The sequence below is a fragment of the Paraburkholderia aromaticivorans genome (assembly GCF_012689525.1).
Taxonomy (GTDB): domain Bacteria; phylum Pseudomonadota; class Gammaproteobacteria; order Burkholderiales; family Burkholderiaceae; genus Paraburkholderia; species Paraburkholderia aromaticivorans_A.
Genome location: NZ_CP051515.1, coordinates 3,533,005 through 3,552,647 on the forward strand (window position 1 = coordinate 3,533,005; position 19,643 = coordinate 3,552,647).

Genomic DNA, 19,643 nt, shown 5'->3' on the forward strand with positions numbered 1-19,643 from the left:
ACTGCGTGAACCGGCTCTGAGGCCCGGCACTTCGTCCTGCGCTTCTTATTCGAGTCTTGTCGAGTATTGGCGGCGTTAATTCACCAATGAACGTATTATTCATATATGGACTTTTCGAAGTCAAGGAATATAGACTGCACCGACCGTCCGTGTTTTCCCTGGACGTGCGCCATCTCCGCGAGATTCGTCCCGCACGTACACTCACGCGCCACATAATGAGAACAGCCCAAGGAACCTCCCTCACGATGGACGCAGACGACAAAGACGACGCCGACCGCTACCGCGCTCCGGCGCTCGACAAAGGCCTCGACATCCTCGAACTGCTCGCCGAGCAGAAGGAAGGGCTGACGCGCGCCGAAATCACCAAGCTGCTCGGACGCAATGCGAGCGAGATGTATCGCATGCTCGAACGGCTGGTCGCACGTCAGTACGTGGTGCGCTCGGCGGCGGGAGACCGCTACTCGCTCAGCCTCAAGCTGTATGCGCTCGCGCACCGTCATCCGCCGATGAACCGTCTGATCTCCGAAGCGCTGCCGCTCATGCAGCGCTTTGCCGATGCTGCCGAACAATCGTGTCACCTCGTGGTGTACGACCGCGGCAACCTGCTGGTAATTGCGCAGGTGGATGGTCCGGGCACGTGGGGCATGTCGGTGCGGCTCGGTTCGCGCGTCGGCCTGATCGACACGGGTTCGGGGCGCGTGATGCTCGCGTTTCAAAGCATCGAGCAGCGCGAACAGATGCTGGCTGAACACACCAAGGTGAAGGGCGAGGTCACGATCGATCGCGACGCGCTCGAACAGGCCTGCGAGCGGATTCGCGCAGCGGGTTTCTCGCAGAAGGACAGCCAGCAGACGTTCGGTGTGACCGACCTCACGTTTCCGATCCAGGGTCCGTCGGGCCAGGCGATCGCGGTGCTCACCTGCCCGTATTTGCGGCGTATCGACGAATACGTCGCGCCGACGCTCGAAGCCGCCACCGCGCTATTGCGCGAGACGGTTCAGGCGCTGTCGATGTTTCACGAGAACGCTGCCTAGCGCGTGATGCTGTCGGTCGAACCCGCGCGGCGGCCCGTCGAAAATCGGCCGCTCGCGCACATGGTTTAGAATGGCGACCCTCTCAAAAATCACGCCGCATGGGTTCGCTCATGCGCGCTCATCGATAAGCAATGGCGAAACTTCTGACCGATTCCGAATTCCAGCGTTTTTCCGAACTCCAGCAGAAGCAGTCGAGCTTCACGATCACGCCTGAAGAAGCCGACGAACTGCGCGACATCGTCGCCCATGCGCAAAAGCGCCGCGACGATCGCGCGGCAGCGATGCAAAGCATCGAGACGTTCATCCAGCAATTCGACATCAGCCCGGACGAGCTGTTTTCGCCGGAGCAGATCGGCGATGCAGCGCGCACGTACGGCCTGATTCCGGCCGCGAAGAAAGAGCGTGTGCTGCCGCCGCAATTCACGTTCAACGGCAAGCCGTATCAGTGGACGACGCGTGCGCTGCCGGACGATATTCGCGTGCCGTTGTTCGATGCCTTCAAGGCGGGTGAATCGGTGAAGTCGTTTATTGCGACGCCGAAGGATGCGGGCCGTTGCGCGGCGACGATCGCGCGGTTGGAGCGGGAGACCGGGGCGGTTTATGGGGATGCGTGGCTGGAGGAGTTGGCGGTGACGCGGTCGCAGGTCGATGAGGCAGCGACTAAGCTGGCGGCCTGAGGCTTCTCCGGTTTCTTCTCGCGGCGCCAGGCCTTGAGCGCCTCTCGTCGCTTTGATCACCGCATCGAACGCGTCGGATGCGGTGATCTATTCAACTCAGCGCTTTGGGCACGCCGCCTAGGCGCCTGCCTCCGTCGCTTCATCCAGCGCCATTCTGAATCCGACCACACCCGGATCCTCCGTCCGCGTGATCGTAAAACCGCTGGCTTTGGCGAGCCCGATCATCGGGGTATTCTCGCGCAGCGCCTCGCCGACTAGCCAATGGATGCCCCGCACCCGCGCGTATTTGATGATCCGATCGATCAGCAATTGGCCAAGGCGCCGGCCTTTCTGATCCGAGCGCACCGCCACCGCGAATTCGGCGGTTTCGTTGTCGGGATCGGCGACCGCGCGCACCACGCCCAGCGTCCGCGTGAAACCTTCTTCGCTCTGCACGGTGGCGATCAGCGCCATTTCGCGGTCGTAGTCGATCTGCGTCATGCGCGCGAGCTGCGAGTGGTCGAAGCTGCCCACCGCGCCGAAAAACCGCAGGCGCAAATCCTCGGGTGTCATTGCTTCGACGAAGTCGTGATGCGCAGCTTCGTCTTCCGGACGGATCGGCCGCACCGTCACTCGCACACCTTGCCAGTCCACCGTCTCTTCGAAACGGCGCGGATACGGCACGATCGCGAGGCGGCTGCGCATCGGCGCAATTTTCAGCGTGGGCTCGACGATCATCACGTGATCGCGGTACACCCTGAGCTTCAGCGTGAGCCCGACGAGCTCCTTGACGTCGCACACGGCTTGCGAGAGTGACGTCAGCGCGGCCAAGGCCGGTTCCGGCGCAACCAGCCGCGCGTAGGGCGAACGCGTGACGATGTCGCGCGCGAGCATCGGATTGAGCGGCGGCAAGCCGTAGATGCGCAACGGTTCGGACACGCCGTCGGCCGATGGCGCCGTGAAGCTGAAGACGGGTCCGAAGTTGTCGTCGTCGTGGAGTTCGACGGCGAGGTCAACGACGGGTTGGGTGGAAGAGTTGGTGCTTGCTTCGGCGCAGTCCGGCGCGGTCGGCGACTCCGCTGAGGCCTGCACGGCGCGTTGCGCGATCGTTGGTCCTGCACCCTCCACAGCGCCCCGCGCCGATCCCTGCGCGACGTCCTGCGTAGCGTCTCTCGCCATATCGGCGCCTGTTGCGCGTCCGTCCTGCGCTTCCACCCGCAACCCGAACCGGTCTAGAAACCGCGCCGCCGCCTCGCCGGTTAGTTGGTGCTCACCTGCTGCAAGCGCCGTGCGCGCCTGAGCCTGGGCCGCGTCGATGCATTCGGGAATTTGCGCTGGCAAACCTTCCGGCGTCTGCATCAGCAGTTCACGCCCCATCCGGTAATCGACCAGCCGCGCGAAGGCGCGCGCGAGGCGCTGCGGCGTCGTATGAACGGGGATGCCCTGCGCGTGCAGCGCGTCGCGCGTGACGGCATCCACGCCGCCGAAGAAGCACGCAAGCAAGCCGCGATAAGCGAAGCGCTGATTCGCGATCAGGGCCTGCGCCACTTCGCCGACCGGCGCGCCGTGCGTCGAAGCATGGACCACGAAGGCCGTGCCGGTGCTGCGATGATCCGCGAGCAGTTTGAGGGCGGTGCCGAAGTGCTCGGGACGCGCGTCATCGCCGAGTAGCAGCGGGTTGCCGCCGACCGCGTACGGCAAGGTCTGCTTCAACGCATCCGACGCCTCGTCCGGCCACGGCGCGAGCGTATCGCCGGCTGCGGCGAAGGCGTCACAAGCCAAAGTGGCCAGGCCGCGGTCGCTCGTAATCAGCGTGGCCGTGGCGCCTGCCGCCACGCGGCCCACGCCGAGCGTCTCGATCTCGTCGAGCAGGTCGTCGAGCGCATCGACGCGCACCATGCCGGCGCGGCGGAACGCGGCGGTGTAGAGCCCGTCGGCGGGATCGGCGCGGCCGGAGCGCAGCGCCAGCACCGGCTTGTTGCGCGCCGCCGCGCGGGCTGCCGACATGAACTTGCGCGCCGCCCGCACGCTATCCAGTTCGAGCAGGATGGCGCGCGTGCCGGGGTCGCTGGCCAGATAGTCGAGCACGTCGCCCGCGTCCACGTCCGCTTCGCCGCCGAGCGCCACCGCGTGCGAGAAGCCGAGGCCGCGCGCGTGCGCCCAGCCGAGCACGGCATTGGTCAGTGCGTTCGACTGCGACACCCACGCGACGCCGCCCGCCTTCACCGTGCAAGACGGTGCGCCCAGATGCGCGCGCAGCGCCGGCGACACCACGCCGAGACTGCCCGGCCCGACGATCCGCAGCAGATTCGGCCGCGCCGCCGAGAGCGCGTGCCGCAGCGCGAGCCGGTCGTCGTCGCAACGCACCTCGCCGACGATGATCGCCGCGCGCGTGCCCAATCCGCCAAGCTTATGGATGATGCCGGGCCACGTCGCCGGTGGCGTGCAGATCAACGCGACCGTGGGCGCCTCCGGCAAATCGCCCGGGTCGTGGATCACGGCGTGGCCGCCGAGCGTTTCGTACTTCGGATTGACCGGCCAGAGCGGGCCGTCGAAGCCCCCATCCAGCACGCGCGTCCACACCATCGCGCCGGTGCTGCCGGGCCGCTCGGAAGCGCCGATCACGGCGACGGATTTGGGTCGAAACAAGGCGTCGAGATTGCGAACGGTCACAGGCGCTCCGAGGACAGCAACCATCTTGCATGGGACCAGAGTAGGCGCTACAGCGCTAACTCCGGTCGACAGGGGAAGGCGAGCCAGGCTTCGTGGGCGGGCGCGCGTCTTCGTCAGCATAGGCGAAGTTGAGCGCTCGCGCGGCGCTTCTCCTCGAGCGCCGGGCAGACACCCGGTCGCGGCCGGCCGCCCAGGGCGCGCCGGGGATATTTGTTATCGAGATCAAGCAAACAACGAGCGCCAATGCGACAATCTTCCAGCCGCCACGATGGCGGTTTGCCTTGAAATCGCTGGCCGATGGCGGTTCGGATCGCGTGCGCCGGAGACGCGCCAAAAGCGATTCGTTTGGGGACAACGCGCGGCTAGCGATGCAGCACAACCACCGTTTGCAGTCCGGCCATCTTGCCGGCCGGATCGCGCACGATTAAAAGCAATAGAAGGTGATTTATGCGGCGCTTGCCATCGCTGATCGCGTTGCGCTTCTTCGAAGAGACGGCCCGGCACATGAGTTTCAACCGCGCAGCCATTGCGCTGTGCGTGACCCAAGGCGCCGTGAGCCGGCAAATCAAGCTGCTCGAAGAATCGCTCGGCGCGAAACTGTTTGAGCGCGACCACAAGGGCATCCGACTGACGCAGGCGGGGTTGCAATTGCTGCCCTGCCTGTCCGAAGCCTTCGACACGATCGAGCGCGGCTTTCGTCAAATCACGGCCGCCAAAGGGCGGCGGCGCCTCGTGCTCGCCTTACCGCCCACTTTCGCCACGCAATGGTTTTCGCCGCGGCTGGGTTCGCTCGCGGTGGAATTGCCCGACGTCGAACTGTCCGTCCGTACTGAGGCGCACGGCGACGTTCACTGTCAGATTCGCTTCGGCCGCCAGGCGCTACCGGACGCGCACTCCGAACTGCTGATGATGGAGCGCCATGTGCTCGTGGGCGCGCCGCGCCTGCTCGGCCAACCGCTCAACGCGCTGCTTGAACGCATGCCGGCGTTGCATGTGCTGCACAACGACGCCCGGCTCGAATTGTGGCCGAACTGGCTGGCCAAGGCGGGCATGCCCGCGCGTTATGCGGATAACGGCATCGAGTTCTCGACGCTGGAACAGGCGATTCGTGCGGCGAGTAAAGGCGCGGGGCTGGCGATCGTCGACCGGAACATGATTGTCGAGGAGCTGGCGGATGGCACTCTCGCGCAGTTTTCCGACGTCGAAGTGAGCGGGCCGTTCGGTTACTGGCTCGATATTCCACAGCGGCACGTGGGGTTGGAACATGTGCAGGCGCTGGCCGGGTGGATGCGGGAAGAGGTGTTGAAGCTGGGGTGAGCGCTCAGAATGTCCCTGAGTTCCGGAAAATGACCTTGGAATGTTTTGATGCGAATGTTGGCGCAAATGGGCACTTTTGGGATATTGGTGTCCAAGCGCGGCCTGTTTGTGAGGCGCGCGAGTAACGTTGCGGTCGGTCGTCGAGCACATTGGCAATCGGGATTGCACCAAATGGCCTTTCCGCAGGCTTAAAAATACCAGTAGGTATCGATAATGTCCCGTCTTCTAACGAGAACGTTCACCACTGCGCGCCTGCTTTTCTTTCTTGCTTTCGCGCTTGGCTGGGCGGTCGACGCCCGCGCAGATTGCCCTACCGCAGGGATGCCTATCACGTTCGCCTATGGCCCTGTAGCCGTGTCCAACTCGCTCGCCTCAGGCGAGACGATCCCGGGCACGATCAAAAGTTTTACCCTTTCGGGGCAATGCACCAATCCATCCACTTTCAACATACCCGTCGTAGTCTGCGCGACTGGGCAAACGCTCGTTCCCAGCATGACGGGTGTTTTCACGACAGGTTTGGCGGGCGTCGGCATGCGGATGCGCAACAGCCAAGGCACAGCTCTTAACCCCTCGGGAACTTGCAGTGCGGATTCGTCGCTGGGAAACACTAGCTCCACTGGGAGCTTCAATGTTTCCGGCACCGTCGAACTGGTGAAAACCGGCACGGTTACCGGTGGCACCATCGCCTCGGCTCAATATATCAGCGGCGTATTGAATACCAACGTTCAACTCAATAATGGCTCAAACAGATTGACCGTTACGGGCGGACCAATTCGCGGAGTTAGTTGTTCGGTCACGGCCAACACGGCGAACCAGACTATTTATCTCGGCTCGGTTAGCGCTTCCGCCTTCCCTACCGCCGGTTCGACGGCCGCTACCACGCCCTTTTCTATTGGCATGAGTTGCCAATCCGGCGTCTCGGTCGCGGTGACTTTCTCCTCGGTATCCGGCACGTCGGGCGTCCCGACTGCCGTGGCGTCGAACGGCACGGCAACCGGCGTGGGCGTGCAATTGCTCAATGCTGCACGTACAGCGATTGTGCTGGATAGTCCCTTTCCTCTGACTTCCGGCACGACCGGGAACATGTCATTTCAATTTTTTGCCCGGTACTACCGGTTAGGAGCCGCGCCCGTGACGCCCGGAACCGTGAATGCCTCGGCGATATTCACCATGACATACCAGTAACCTTGATGCTTCGACGCACAAGGGCTTAATGCCAACCGGGCCTTGTGCTGATCTCGATCACGTGTTGAGGCGATGCTGCGCAACCGTCCCCCGGCTACATCGCCTTCTTGAACGGCACGCCCGAGTGCTCGCGCAACTCGTTGAACACGATCTTCGGCCACGCCTTCTGCGCGACTTCGATCTCCGACACGTGCGAGGCCAGATACGTCGGCGCGTCGGACGCGTCGAGCGCGATCCGCGCCGCGTACGAATCGGTGAAACGGCGCAGTTCGGCCGCATCGTCGCAAGTCACCCAGCGCGACATGCGGTAACGCGCCGGCGCCATGCGCACGTCGACCTTGTATTCCGTCGACAAGCGGTGCGACACCACTTCGAACTGCAGTTGCCCGACCGCGCCGAGAATGATCAGGCCGCCCACTTCGGGACGGAACACCTGAATCGCGCCTTCCTCGCCGAGTTGCTTGAGCGCCTCGCCGAGCTGCTTGGCGCGCATCGGATCGACCACTTCGACCGTCTGGAAAATTTCCGGCGCGAAAAACGGTAGGCCGACGAATTGCAATTGCTCGCCTTCGGTCAGCGTATCGCCGAGACTCAACGTGCCATGATTCGGAATACCGATGATATCGCCCGGATACGCCTCGCTCACCGTCTCACGACGCTGCGACAGGAACGTCACCACGTTGTTGGCGCGGAACGTCTTGTTCGTGCGCGTCACCTTCACCGCCATGCCGCGCTCGAAATGCCCCGAACACACGCGGATAAACGCCACGCGGTCGCGGTGCGCCAGGTCCATGTTCGCCTGCACCTTGAACACGACGCCGGTGAACTTCGGCTCGTCCGGCATGACCGGACGCTGCACGGTCATGCGCATGGACGGCGGCGGCGCCAGATCGACCAGTGCATCGAGAATTTCCTTCACGCCGAAGTTGTTGATCGCCGAGCCGAATAGCACCGGCGACTGCTGGCCGGCGAGGAACTGCTCACGATCGAAATCGGGCGACGCGCCGGTGATGAGGTCGATCTCTTCTTTCGCCTTGACCCAGCTATGGCCGAAGCGGCGTTCGCCCTCTTCGTCGCCGAGCGCCTGCAGCGTTTCGACTTCGCCTCCCGCTTTGTCTTGTCCGGCACGGAACAGGCGCACCTGATCACGCTGGATGTCGTAGACGCCCTGGAATTCCTTGCCCATGCCAATCGGCCACGTGAACGGCACGGCGGCCACGCCCAGATGCTGCTCGATTTCGTCGAGCAGTTCGAGCGGCTCGCGCACTTCGCGGTCGAGCTTGTTGATGAAGGTGACGATCGGCGTCTTGCGGCTGCGGCAGACTTCGAGCAGTTTGAGCGTTTGCGCTTCCACACCGTTCGCGCCGTCGATCACCATGACGGCGGCATCGACCGCGGTCAGCACGCGGTACGTATCTTCAGAGAAGTCTTCGTGGCCCGGCGTGTCGAGCAGATTGATGACGGCGTTGCCGTACTCGAACTGCATCACCGAGCTGGCCACCGAAATGCCCCGCTGCTTTTCGATCTCCATCCAGTCGGACGTCGCGTAGCGGTTGCTCTTGCGGCCCTTCACGGTACCGGCGATCTGGATCGCGCCCGAGAACAGCAGCAGCTTTTCCGTGAGCGTGGTCTTGCCCGCGTCCGGGTGGGAAATGACCGCGAACGTGCGGCGGCGTTTGAGTTCGGAGACTGACATCGGGTCTGGCGACAAATAGGGTTCGGGCACTACAGGCCGCTGCGGGCGGCGCTTTGCGTTTCCGCTCTGCCCGGCGAAGCATGTCGGGCGCGGGGAAACGGGCGAGTGGACGCGGTTCGCACGGCGGATCCGGACCGCGGGGCGACGAAAGTCGCACTTCGGCGGCAAATCATGGAGGGATGCCGGCTTGGGACAGCGCCGGGACGAATGATACACGTCTGCGCGACCGTACACGAACATGCGTCTGCGTCAGGAAGCGACAGACTTGATGCAATTCGTCAGGCGAACGGCGGTGAGGATACGTTTGGCCGCGGGCTACGCCCGCTGGCGGCGGCTATTGATAAGACATCGTGAACGTCGTTGTGCCTTTTACTGCCCCGGGAATCAACGGACCCGTCGTGCGAACGTAGCGCGCGGTAAGGGGAATTTGCATTTGCCCACCCGGTGCGATGCCAGCCGACCACTGGTTCATATTTCCCGCCGTCGCCGAGTCCGGGCCATAGGCCACTACCGTTGTTCCGTTGACGATCTGCAAGCCGACGCCCGAGGCGGATGACCCTTGCGCAAGACTCAAGGTCGTCGTACGGTTGGCTGGGTTGGCCGGGTCAGTGAGCGTCACGTTGACATTGACGCCAGCGGGACAGTTCACCCCGAGCGTGAACGGCGTGCTCCCCGTTGTAGCCCCGTTCGTCGAAAGGGCCGGCGAAAGGGCCTTCGGCAGCGAAACGTCGACTGACGGAGTGGTCTCGCTGCAAGTATTGCTCGCAATGACCGAACCGGTGTTGAGAGACTGTGTGGTCGAAGATGTCGTGATGCAATCGCCGCTAAACGTAACTGTCATGCTTGGCAAGGTGGTCAGCGTGCCGCTGCCAACCGATCCGGTCACCACGAGGTCGGCCCGCGTATAGTGCGCATAACCGCCGTTATTGCCGGGAAGCGTTTGCGTAACCGGCGCCTGCACCCAGCTTCCGTTCCAGAGGCTCGTTATGTAGAAACGCACACCGATGCCGGGCACGTTCGTCTGAAACGTCGACGCATCTCCCCGCTACGGCTGTACCAGTGACGCTCATGGCTTTCTGAACGTTACAGGTCAGGCCGTTCGAACTGAGGCCAACGGCTTGCGTAGCACTTTGAAGCACCGTGCCGACAGGGGCATTTCGCGGACTAGCAAGCGATGCTGAAAACGCCAGGTTGGGCAAAATGCCGCTGCCATTGGACGGAAAAACGACTGCTGCCGCCAGTGCATCAGCCGACGCGGCGATTCCGAGCAACACCCCCGCCACAACGCCAGCATGCCTCCGAAACGATCCCGCGCGGCGGACGCTTGCGGTGAGCCACGACACGATCGAGCGAATCAAGTCCGTCTTCATGTCACACATATCTCCGTGCCCTCATCAATCGGCGCTGTGATCGGCAGCGTGCAATACTGGCATCGGCTCGGTGGCTGAGTCATCTACACAATGCCCTTCGATCAACGTATAAGCCGCCTCCGACGTGCTGCTTTTCACCGGCAAGGAATATTTTATCCGGCACACCTCACCGTTCTTTTCGCCTAGCTTGACGACTAGCGTCCCTTGATCGCCGACGCCGCGCGCAAAAATCCGGCTGCCCTGCGCAACCATGCCGACCTGATTACCGTCGGCATCCAGCACATCCGCGCCGAACGGCAGCCCTTCACCACCCAGTCGCGGCGCGTGAATCAGCGCTGCGCGTCCCGTCACCGTCTTGTACTTGAGCATGACCACCGAACCCAACCGCGGCACCGCACGCTCCGAAGTCGACTCAAACTCAACATCGCTCGACGAGCCCTTCGGATCAATATCCACCGTGTTCATGCTGTACGGCGTCAGGTAAGGCACCACCGCGTAGCCACGATGGTCAAGCTTCCCCCCCGTTGCGCTCGACACCGTCGCGCCCGCCGCGCCCGGTGCTTCGACGATGCCAAACGTATCGCCCACCGTCTGCGAGAACGTCACGCCGCCCGGATGCGCGACGATCGAACCGCTCACGCCGGCCGAGGCCTGGGTCGAGTTGCTTCCCGCACTCGCCGACGCCGTCATCTGCGCATACGGTGCGCGATAGACGCCGCTCACGCCGCCATTCACATTCGCAGCCGACGACGAACTCTGCCCCGCCGTCCCGTACGCGTTGTACGAGTACTGGTTGTGGTCGCCCGCCGATCCGCTGATATTCGCCTGCATCGTCGCTGCGCCGCTACCCGCGTTCAGGTTCGTCGTCAGCACCGGCGCATGCGGCGTGTGGCCGAGCGGAATCGTCGTGCTGAGCATGATCTCGTTCGACAACGTGCCGTCTGAGCTGCGCGTACGGCCCGCCGTCACGCTGTAGGTGCCGAACTTGAAGCCGTTCGAATAACCGGCTTGATAAAACACGTCACGGCCCGGGCGGTTCCAATAATGCTGCGACGAAGCCGTCAGAAACACCGAGCTGCCGTTTTTCAGGCTCTGGTTCACCGTCAATTGCAAACGGCCGCGTTGGCGGTCGGCTGCATTCACGTCACCGTCGTGCAACGCGAGGTCGCGCAACGACGCCGCATCGGCGAAGTTCAGATAGCCTGAGTCGGAAAAGCGATAAGCGCCCACTGCGATATTCGTCGAAGTCGGGTCGATGAACTTACTGTAGCCGATGTGCAAACTATTACCGTGCAGCGATTTGTCGCCCGGTACTTCAGTGCGTGCGGTCGTGATGTCGCTGGCGAATGCGCCGTACTTCGTGTTGAATGCCGCGCCCATGTTCGCCGCCACGTATCCGCTCGACGCCAGCACGCCGCCGTACAGCGTGACCAGATTCGTCAGGCCGCGCTGCATCGTGAACTGCGTGAAACCGGGCTTCGTCTGCAGCGAGTCGTCGCGCAACTGGCCAGCCGTCACCGCAAAACGCGTGGTGCCGGGGCGCAGTGATTGCGCCACCGCTGCGTAGGGCACCGTGAAACTCTTCGTGCGGCCGTCCGCTTCGGTGACTGTTACGTCGAGATTGCCGCCGTAGCCCGTTGCATAGAGATCCTTGATCTCGAATGGACCCGGCGACACGCTCGTCTCGTAGATCACCTGAGCGTTCTGACGCACCGTCACGCGCGCATTCGAATCCGCCGTGCCGCGCACGACCGGCGCGTAACCGCGCAGCGATTCGGGCAGCATGCGATCGTCGGTTGCGATCTGCGCACCGCGAAACGATACGCTGTCGAATACGTCGCCGGTCGTTTGCGCGTCGCCGAGCGTGACCTGCGAGCGCAGCTTCGCGACGTCGTGCTGCACGTAGGTGGCGATATTGTCGAACTGCGTCGCCTGGCCTGTCGCCGCCGTTACCGACGACTGATGACGGAAGTGCCACGCGCCGATGTTCACGCCAGCGTTCAGGCCGAGATACGCCTGCGTCGACTGCACGCCACCGCTGTTCGACTGATAGGCGTTCGCGTTGTAGCTGATGAACCCGGCGTTCACGCCGTTTTCCCACAACTCGGGCGGCACATAACCACGCGCCGAGTTGCGCATGTATTTTTGCGGCACCGCGATCGCAATTTTCTGCTCGGTGAAGTCGAACTCGATGCTAGCTTCCGGCACGGCAGCGGCAACGTCGATGCAATCGTTCGCTGCGGACTTCGTCGCGCTTTCGTTGCGCTCGGCGTCGACCTTCGCGAAGTCGATACCATAGCCTTCGAGCGTCTTACGATCGAAGCACGCGCGCGCGCTTTCGCCATCGCGCGTCGCGACGAAGCGAACGTTGTCGTGTGCAACGCGCACGTCGTTAACCAGCAGGTCGACCGGGTACACGCCAGGCGACACGATATTGCCACGCGCAAAGCGCGAGACATCGACGGTCTGTTTCGCGTCGGTCTGCAGGAAGGTCGTGTCGAACGTGACCGCACCGGCTACCTGCGCGGCATCCTTCGCGCTGGCATTTTCCTGGACCATATAACCCAACACCGCTAAAGCCGACAGCACGACGGCAGTGATCGGCTTGAGGCCGAACGAACCGTGTTCACCGTTAATGCCGGTCTTCGATTGGATTTGACGCGAGGATTTCATGACCGTAACACCGCTTGCAGGAAACGCCGGCCTCTTGATGAGGTACAAGTCGATGTTATGGATTTAGAAAATAGGAATCCCTAGGACAGTTCTGAATTACGAGATAAACAAACACAGGCGCGCGCGGTGGCGCGTATCGCGACTTGCGCGATAGACAGAGGCTTGAACCGGGAGGACACGGGCGGCATGATGCCGCCCAGGAAGGACGCGAGGAACGGACTCGCTTTACTGGCTTAGCGTTGCATCGCCCTCGATGGGGCCACCGAAATCGCTGATCGCGATGTAGTGAACCTTGGCGCTGGCCTGTACACCGGCCATCTGCGGCACGGGAATGATCTGCGTGCCGTGCGGCGCCACCATGCCGCCGTTGTCGTTCTTGTACGTATGGCCGTTCGTCGTGACATCGATTGAACTGAACGACACGTAGTAGGCGCTGGGATTGGACACCGCCAACGCCTGCCCTTTGCCGACCGGCGCGGGCACGACTTTCCAGTCGAGTTGACGCGGCGCTTCCTCCGGCCGGCCCGACAGCTTCGGCGGCCGCACGAACACCTTGATTCGCGTGCGGTACGCGAACTGGAGCGTGTTGGCGTCGCTCGTGTTCGCGGCCTTGGGCGGAATATCCAGCACGTTCAGCCAGTAGACGGACTCACGGTCCTGCGGCAACGCTTCGCCGCTGTACATGACGCGCAGTGTCTGCGATTTCTGCGGATCCATCCGGAAGATAGGCGGTGTGATCACAAACGGCACCTTGGACTCGCCGGGCTTTGCGTCGGCATTGCCGTCGTCCATCCATACCTGCACGAGCGATGGGTTGCGGCTGTCGTTTTCGAGCTTGACAGTCACTTCACGCTGATCCAGCGGATATACGACCCGTGTGCCGCCGATCGTTACGCTCGCGTGTGCCGCGCCTGCGAACAACGCCCCCGCCAGACCCGCCACCGCCATCCACCGACGCATCGCTTTCATCACCGTTCCTTTTCTTCAAGCTTGACCGCGACTAATCTCAAAACTAGTCTATAAAAATGGCGTTTGCTGCAACAAACGCCGTTTTTTCGTTACTTATTGATATTGCATCGTGTACTGAATCGACGATGACACCGAGCCTGCTGCAGCCTTGCCGGTCGCAAAGTACTGGGCAAAGTACTTCACCGTCGCGTTGCCAGCGGTAATCGGCGCGCCGTTGGCGGAGATGTCGTTGTTGCTCTCGGTGAGGATGTTGATCGGCTGCATATTCGTGTTCAACAAGCGGATTTCGACGTTTTGCGCAGGGGCTACCATCGATTGATTCGCCAGGTAACCATTCGATTGATCAACCGTCGAGCCGTTTTCGAAGCGCGCAATCGCCTTGGTTGCCGCGCCCGAACAGCCGGTCAACTGCATCTGAATGGCCCCTGCGTTGGTCGTGCCGGCAGTCGCGCCTGCCGATGCCAATGCGCCTGCCGGAACTGGCGGCAGCGTGACGGCAATGTCAGCCGGGTTGCCGGAGGTCACGCCGTTAATCGAGCAAGTGGTGTCGGAGATGGAGCCGGTGAACGTAATGGTGCCGTCTGCGGCATGGGCTTTCATCGACAACAAAGCGGTAGTACCCATGGCGGCCACGATAAGTCCGGAAATGATGCGTTGTTTCATTTAAGCTCCTGAGATTCAATCAATTAAACGATTAGGAATTTGGCGGCTACTTCGTATCTTCACGTCGAACCGCCCAGGCAATCGCGGCTTTCGCTCGACTCCATCGTCGTTCCCACCGAAGCGTTGATCACCATGAACAGAATCTTAAAAAACCACGGCCCGGCTGTCGTTCAGATGAGTCTTAATTTAATGGGATAACACTAAGAGTGCGACCAGCTTGCTTTATCGCGTCGGGCATAGCTTTGCGGGATACAGAAAAAATTTTGCGATGCATCGGGCGCCGTGAATTAAGAATAATCCCAGGCTTCGACGGGCAGCTCATCGAGCCGCATGCCGAGCGGATTCTTTGCCGGCTTGCGTCGATGGTCGATCCAAACCAAAAACCCGCCGCATCGTTGCCGATGCGGCGGGTTTTCTTCAGCGTTTCAGTGCGTTAAGCGCCGCTAGCTTCGTTCAACGTCAAATGCTTCGTTTCCGGCGCCCATGCAATCGACACCACCATGCCGATCAGCAGCACCGCCGCGAGCACCATCATCGTGATATGGAAGCCTAAATGCACGATGCCGAGCGGCAGCAGAAACGTGCCGACGGCCGATCCAAGCCGGCTACACGCAATCGCGAGCCCAACACCACATGCACGCACCTCCGTCGGAAAACACTCCGGCGGAAACACGCCGACGAGATTCGAGAACGCCGACATGGTGAGCGTGAAAATCCCAAACGCGACGATCATGCCGAGCGTCGCCGACTCCGGCAGCAAACTCAACGCGATCAGCGACACGCACGTCACCGCGAACGAGCCGATCAGGAAGACGCGCCGCGGAAGTTTGATCGTCAGCCAGATGCCGATCAACGCCCCGAGCACGAGAAAGCCGTTCAGCAGAAAGTCCGCGCTCGAATCATTGCTCAAATGAATCGCTTTCAGGATGGTCGGCAGAAACGTATAAACAGCGAAATACGGAATCACGAGGCACACGAAGAACGCGCAATTGAAAACCGTGCGGCGAATCAGATCCGGTTTGAACAGACGCATGAAACCGCCCGCCGATTGCGCGTGCTCGTTGTGGCCGCCATCCAGAATGACGTTCGCGCCAAAGTGCTTCAGCACGATCGACTTCGCTTCCGCCGTGCGGCCTTTGCCATGCAGCCAGCGCGGCGATTCCGGCGTGCCCATGCGCAACACGAGAACGATCAACGCCGGCACACCCGCCGACGCCAGCAGCCAGCGCCATGCATCCGGCGAGGCATCGGCGTACTGCATGCCGAGCACATTCGCCACAACGTAGCCGATCGTCCACACCACACTGAACGAGCCAAGCAACGTGCCGCGATGTTTGCGCGGCGAGAACTCCGCGAGAATCGCATGTCCGACAGCAAAATCTCCACCCATGCCGAAGCCGATCAACACCCGCAGCAAACACAACTCGAGCGGTGAACGCACATAGAACTGCGCGAACGCAGCCGCTGTGATGATGATAAAACTCAGCAGGAAAATCTTCTGCCGTCCCATGCGATCCGACAGCCAGCCGAAGACCAGACTGCCGATAAAAATGCCCATCAACGCGGAACTGCCGATCATGCCCATCCAGAAGGCGTCGAGCGGCATCTGGCGATTCAGCGACGCGAGCGCGTAGCCGATCGTGCCGAGCGCGAAACCTTCAGTGAAGTGCGCGCCGAACGTCAACCCGGCGATCTTGACGTGAAAGGCGTTCAGCGGAACGTCGTCGAGAGGAATGGGGCCGTGCGCGGATGCCGCTGCCGCCGGCAAAGTGGGGGCAAGGCCGAGAGTGGCCGCCTGCATATCCTGATTGCTCACGCTGTCTCCTTCGTTAGTATGGATCGCCGGGCGTCGCCGGCATGTTGCCGCGCGCCCGATTGCGTCGTCCGCCTGTGCGTCACGCAGGTGCATGACGTACGGCGGACGCGCGGTGTGAAGATCAGCGTCCGAGGCCGCCCATCATCATGTACTTCAGTTCGGTGTATTCATCGAGCCCGTACTTCGAACCTTCACGGCCGAGACCCGACTGCTTGACGCCGCCGAACGGCGCGACTTCCGTGGACACGATCCCTTCGTTGATGCCGACCATACCGCTTTCCAGCGCTTCACCGACGCGCCATGCGCGGGCTAGGTCGCGCGTATAGAAATACGCCGACAAGCCGAACGGCGTGTCGTTGGCTGCGGCAATGGCTTCCGCTTCGATCTTGAAGCGGAAACACGCGGCCACCGGTCCGAAGGTTTCTTCCTCGGCGATCAGCATCGAGCTGTTGGCGTCGACTAGGACCGTCGGCTCGTAAAAAGTGCCACCTAGCGTGTGCGGCTTGCCGCCGGTCAAAATCTTCGCGCCCTTCTGCAACGCGTCGGCGACATGCGTTTCGACCTTCTTCAACGCAGCCTGATTGATCAACGGACCTTGTTCGACCTCGCCTTGCAGCGCGTTGCCGACGCGCATCTTGCGCACTGCTTGCGTCAACGCGGACGTGAACGCATCGTAGATGCCGTCCTGCACATAGAAGCGGTTGACGCACACACACGTCTGCCCGGTATTGCGGAATTTCGAAGCCATCGCGCCTTGCACGGCCGCGTCGAGATCCGCGTCGTCGAAGACGATGAATGGCGCATTGCCGCCGAGTTCGAGCGACAACTTCTTCAGCGTATCCGCCGACTGCTTCGCCAGCAGCTTGCCGACGCGCGTCGAACCGGTGAACGACAGCTTGCGCACCACGTCGGATTCCGTGAGCGCGCCGCCGATCGCCACGGCATCGCCGGAGACAATGTTGAACACGCCGGGCGGAATGCCCGCTTTCCCGGCCAGCACCGCCAAAGCGAACGCGGACAACGGCGTTTCTTCCGATGGCTTGAGCACCATCGTGCAACCGGCCGCGAGCGCGGGGCCGGCCTTGCGCGTGATCATGGCGAGCGGAAAATTCCACGGCGTGATCGCCGCGACCACGCCGACTGGTTCGCGCGTCACGATGATCTTCGCGTTCGGATTCGGGCTCGGGATCACGTCGCCGTATGCCCGCTTCGCTTCTTCCGCGAACCATTCGAAGAAGCTCGCCGCATAGCCCACTTCGCCGCGCGCTTCGGCAAGCGGCTTGCCTTGCTCCAGCGTCAGCAGTTCGGCAAGCGCGTCGCGGTTCTCGAGCATCAATTCGCCCCAGCGTTTGACGCGGGCGCTGCGTTCTTTCGCCGTCAGCGAACGCCATGCGGGCAACGCGCGCTCGGCGGCCGCGATGGCCTGCGCCGTCTCCGCCGCGCCACCTTTGGCTACTTGCGCGACGACCTCGCCGGTCGCGGGATTCAAAACAGCATACGTGTCGGCGCCTTCGTACCACTCGCCGCCAATGTAATGTCCGGTGCGGAGAAATTCGTTCATGCGGCCTTCTCCAGCGTTTCGTCGAACATGCCTTGAGCCAGGCGCGGCGCGCGCGCAATACGCTTGCCCGCGGTGTAATCGTTGATCAGATCGCACGGCGTGTAGTTGCGTTCGAGCTCGAACAGTTCATCCGCCGAGAGCGTCGTGCCGAGCGCGGCGAGCGCGCTGTCGAACTGCGCCGGCGTATCCGCGCCGACCAGCATGCTTGCGACACCGCGATGATTCAGCACCCACGCCTGCGCGATCTGCGCAGCGGAAACGCCACGCCGCGCGGCCACGCGCGCCACCGACGCGGCAATCTCACGCGAAGCCACATCGCCATACATTTGCGCGGTGAAGAAGTCGGTCTGATTGCGCGTCGAGTTCGGATCGCACGTCAGCAGCCCGCGCGCCAGCGGACTGAACACGGACACCCCGACGCCCTGATCCTGGCAATACGGAATCATTTCGCGCTCTTCCTCGCGGTACGCCAGGTTCAACTGCAATTGCATATTGATCGGCTTGTGCCAACCGTTGCGCTCGCAGACCTGCATGATCTTCGCGAACTGCCACGTGTACATGGTCGACACGCCGATATAGCGAGCCTTGCCGGCGCGCACAATATCGTTGAGCGCGCCCATGGTTTCTTCGACTGGCGTATTCACGTCGAAGAAATGCAGCATGTAGATGTCGACGTAATCCATGCCGAGGCGCGTGAGCGAGCCGTCGATGCCGTCCATGATGTGCTTGCGCGAATGGCCGCCGGCGTTCTGATACGCGCCCATGTCATAGCCGACCTTAGTGGCCACGACCATTTCCTCGCGTCGCGCGAGACGCTTCAGAATGCGGCCCACCACTTCTTCACCGACGCCGGTCGAATAGAAATCGGCGAGGTCGATAAAGTTGACGCCTGCTTCGAGCGCATGACGAACAATCGGCTCGCTTTGCGCTTCGTCGAAAATCCACGGCTTCCATTGCGGCGTGCCCATGTTCATCGTGCCGAGGCACAGACGCGAAACCTTCAGACCGGATTGGCCGAGGCGAATGTATTCCATAGTGCGTGTCTCCTTCCTGATAGCAGCCGGCAGCGCGGACGGTTAGTTGCGCATTCCGAGGAAGCGCGCCGAACCGCGCTGTATGCCATTAACGTTGCTTCGGTGTGTAGAACGGGTTCGATACGTCGCGCGCGGCGGCGAAGACTTCATCGCGATGCGGCAGGCCCTTCATCGCCGCGAGGATCGCGTTCTTGCACGCGCGGTAGTTGTTCTCGAAGACGGCGTCGAGATCGTCGGTTGACGGATTGACCCAGTTTGCCGACACCACCACCCAGTCGTTTTCCGCTTCGGGCGGCAGCGTGCCGTTCTCCAGCGACTCGGCCACGGCCTTCGCGATACCGGCTTGCGAGGCGCCCCACGTCGCGTTGCCGTGGAATTCGCTGCCGATCTGCGCTTTGTTCACATACAGCGTCAGCGGCTTGGTCGGCACGCCCGGACGCGCGATCACGACGAACGGCGCATGACCCGCCGAAGGCGTCGCCAATGCGGTGGCGAAAGCCTGGCCAGCCGGGCCGTTGCGCGGGCCAACGAGTACGTTGATGTGCGCGAGATTGACGCCGGGGCCTTCGAATCCTTCGCCGATAAAGAGTTGTTTGTCCGTCGATGCGCTCATGGTCTTCCGTCGAGGTTGATTGGATGGCCGATTGTGACGTTCGGCATCCGCGACCATGTATCGATGAGTTTTGATGCGGGGTATGAGAGGAACTCAACTCCGGGTTAGCCCCGAGCGCGGCGGCCTGCGCGTATCAAAGCGCGCAAAGGTGAGGGTTTTCGGGACTATCACAGCAACACTGTGGAATCGCCGCGAAAGGTGAGCGTGTCGACGATCGGTCGCGCACCTGCGCAGCGAAATTCTGCACAGCGTCGTACGCGCGAGGCGCAACTGAGAGGGACTCAAGCGACGGCTGCAGCGATTCTTCGCACAGCCTGGGAACGCCCGCCAGCAAGGGCTGGCGCGGGTTTCGGAGGAAGTGGGCCAGTCACGGCGGCCTGCAG

At 62.3% G+C, this 19,643-nt stretch carries 15 protein-coding genes; 5 read left to right on the forward strand and 10 right to left on the reverse strand.

What is annotated here, in order from left to right:
- The first annotated feature begins 245 nt into the window (after positions 1 to 245).
- Positions 246 to 1,034 (forward strand): IclR family transcriptional regulator, encoded by a 789-nt coding sequence (locus HF916_RS27585; RefSeq protein WP_168791891.1) that lies wholly within the window; start codon positions 246 to 248, stop codon positions 1,032 to 1,034.
- 131 nt (positions 1,035 to 1,165) lie between these two features.
- The gene (locus HF916_RS27590) at positions 1,166 to 1,711 is read left to right on the forward strand and encodes a hypothetical protein (protein WP_168791892.1); all 546 of its coding nucleotides are present in this window, start codon (positions 1,166 to 1,168) and stop codon (positions 1,709 to 1,711) included.
- Between the two features lie 117 nt (positions 1,712 to 1,828).
- On the opposite strand, the gene HF916_RS27595 is transcribed toward HF916_RS27590, so the two are convergent.
- Complete coding sequence (locus HF916_RS27595) at positions 1,829 to 4,363, reverse strand: GNAT family N-acetyltransferase (protein WP_168791893.1); 2,535 nt, start codon at positions 4,361 to 4,363, stop codon at positions 1,829 to 1,831.
- A 128-nt stretch (positions 4,364 to 4,491) separates the two neighbouring features.
- Here HF916_RS27595 and HF916_RS27600 point away from each other — a divergent pair, with 128 nt between their 5' ends.
- The 3 genes from HF916_RS27600 to HF916_RS27610 all read left to right on the forward strand — a co-directional run bounded on the left by HF916_RS27600 (position 4,492) and on the right by HF916_RS27610 (position 6,865).
- A complete protein-coding gene (locus HF916_RS27600; protein WP_168791894.1) occupies positions 4,492 to 4,791 on the forward strand; it encodes a hypothetical protein in 300 nt (99 codons plus the stop codon).
- Positions 4,792 to 4,810: 19 nt separating this feature from the next.
- The gene (locus HF916_RS27605; protein ID WP_168791895.1) at positions 4,811 to 5,680 is read left to right on the forward strand and encodes a LysR family transcriptional regulator; all 870 of its coding nucleotides are present in this window, start codon (positions 4,811 to 4,813) and stop codon (positions 5,678 to 5,680) included.
- Between the two features lie 213 nt (positions 5,681 to 5,893).
- On the forward strand, positions 5,894 to 6,865 hold the full coding sequence (locus tag HF916_RS27610) for a fimbrial protein (protein ID WP_168791896.1): 972 nt from the start codon (positions 5,894 to 5,896) through the stop codon (positions 6,863 to 6,865).
- 94 nt (positions 6,866 to 6,959) lie between these two features.
- On the opposite strand, the gene HF916_RS27615 is transcribed toward HF916_RS27610, so the two are convergent.
- The 9 genes from HF916_RS27615 to fae all read right to left on the reverse strand — a co-directional run bounded on the left by HF916_RS27615 (position 6,960) and on the right by fae (position 19,260).
- Positions 6,960 to 8,561 carry a peptide chain release factor 3 gene (locus HF916_RS27615; protein ID WP_168791897.1) on the reverse strand — a complete coding sequence of 534 codons (1,602 nt, stop codon included), beginning with the start codon at positions 8,559 to 8,561 and terminating at the stop codon, positions 6,960 to 6,962.
- A 334-nt stretch (positions 8,562 to 8,895) separates the two neighbouring features.
- Positions 8,896 to 9,576, reverse strand: a complete 681-nt coding sequence (locus HF916_RS27620) for a fimbrial protein (protein ID WP_168791898.1) — start codon at positions 9,574 to 9,576, stop codon at positions 8,896 to 8,898.
- Between the two features lie 379 nt (positions 9,577 to 9,955).
- The gene (locus HF916_RS27625; protein WP_168791899.1) at positions 9,956 to 12,604 is read right to left on the reverse strand and encodes a fimbria/pilus outer membrane usher protein; all 2,649 of its coding nucleotides are present in this window, start codon (positions 12,602 to 12,604) and stop codon (positions 9,956 to 9,958) included.
- A gap of 225 nt (positions 12,605 to 12,829) precedes the next feature.
- A complete protein-coding gene (locus tag HF916_RS27630) occupies positions 12,830 to 13,573 on the reverse strand; it encodes a fimbria/pilus periplasmic chaperone (protein WP_168791900.1) in 744 nt (247 codons plus the stop codon).
- A 93-nt stretch (positions 13,574 to 13,666) separates the two neighbouring features.
- Positions 13,667 to 14,236 carry a fimbrial protein gene (locus HF916_RS27635; protein ID WP_168791901.1) on the reverse strand — a complete coding sequence of 190 codons (570 nt, stop codon included), beginning with the start codon at positions 14,234 to 14,236 and terminating at the stop codon, positions 13,667 to 13,669.
- 433 nt (positions 14,237 to 14,669) lie between these two features.
- The gene (locus HF916_RS27640) at positions 14,670 to 16,052 is read right to left on the reverse strand and encodes an MFS transporter (protein WP_168791902.1); all 1,383 of its coding nucleotides are present in this window, start codon (positions 16,050 to 16,052) and stop codon (positions 14,670 to 14,672) included.
- Between the two features lie 121 nt (positions 16,053 to 16,173).
- Positions 16,174 to 17,613 carry an NAD-dependent succinate-semialdehyde dehydrogenase gene (locus HF916_RS27645; protein ID WP_168791903.1) on the reverse strand — a complete coding sequence of 480 codons (1,440 nt, stop codon included), beginning with the start codon at positions 17,611 to 17,613 and terminating at the stop codon, positions 16,174 to 16,176.
- Positions 17,610 to 18,647 carry an aldo/keto reductase gene (locus tag HF916_RS27650; RefSeq protein ID WP_168791904.1) on the reverse strand — a complete coding sequence of 346 codons (1,038 nt, stop codon included), beginning with the start codon at positions 18,645 to 18,647 and terminating at the stop codon, positions 17,610 to 17,612. Before HF916_RS27650 ends, HF916_RS27645 begins: the two co-directional genes overlap by 4 nt.
- Positions 18,648 to 18,735: 88 nt before the next feature.
- Positions 18,736 to 19,260, reverse strand: a complete 525-nt coding sequence (fae, locus tag HF916_RS27655) for a formaldehyde-activating enzyme (RefSeq protein WP_168791905.1) — start codon at positions 19,258 to 19,260, stop codon at positions 18,736 to 18,738.
- Positions 19,261 to 19,643: the final 383 nt, after the last annotated feature.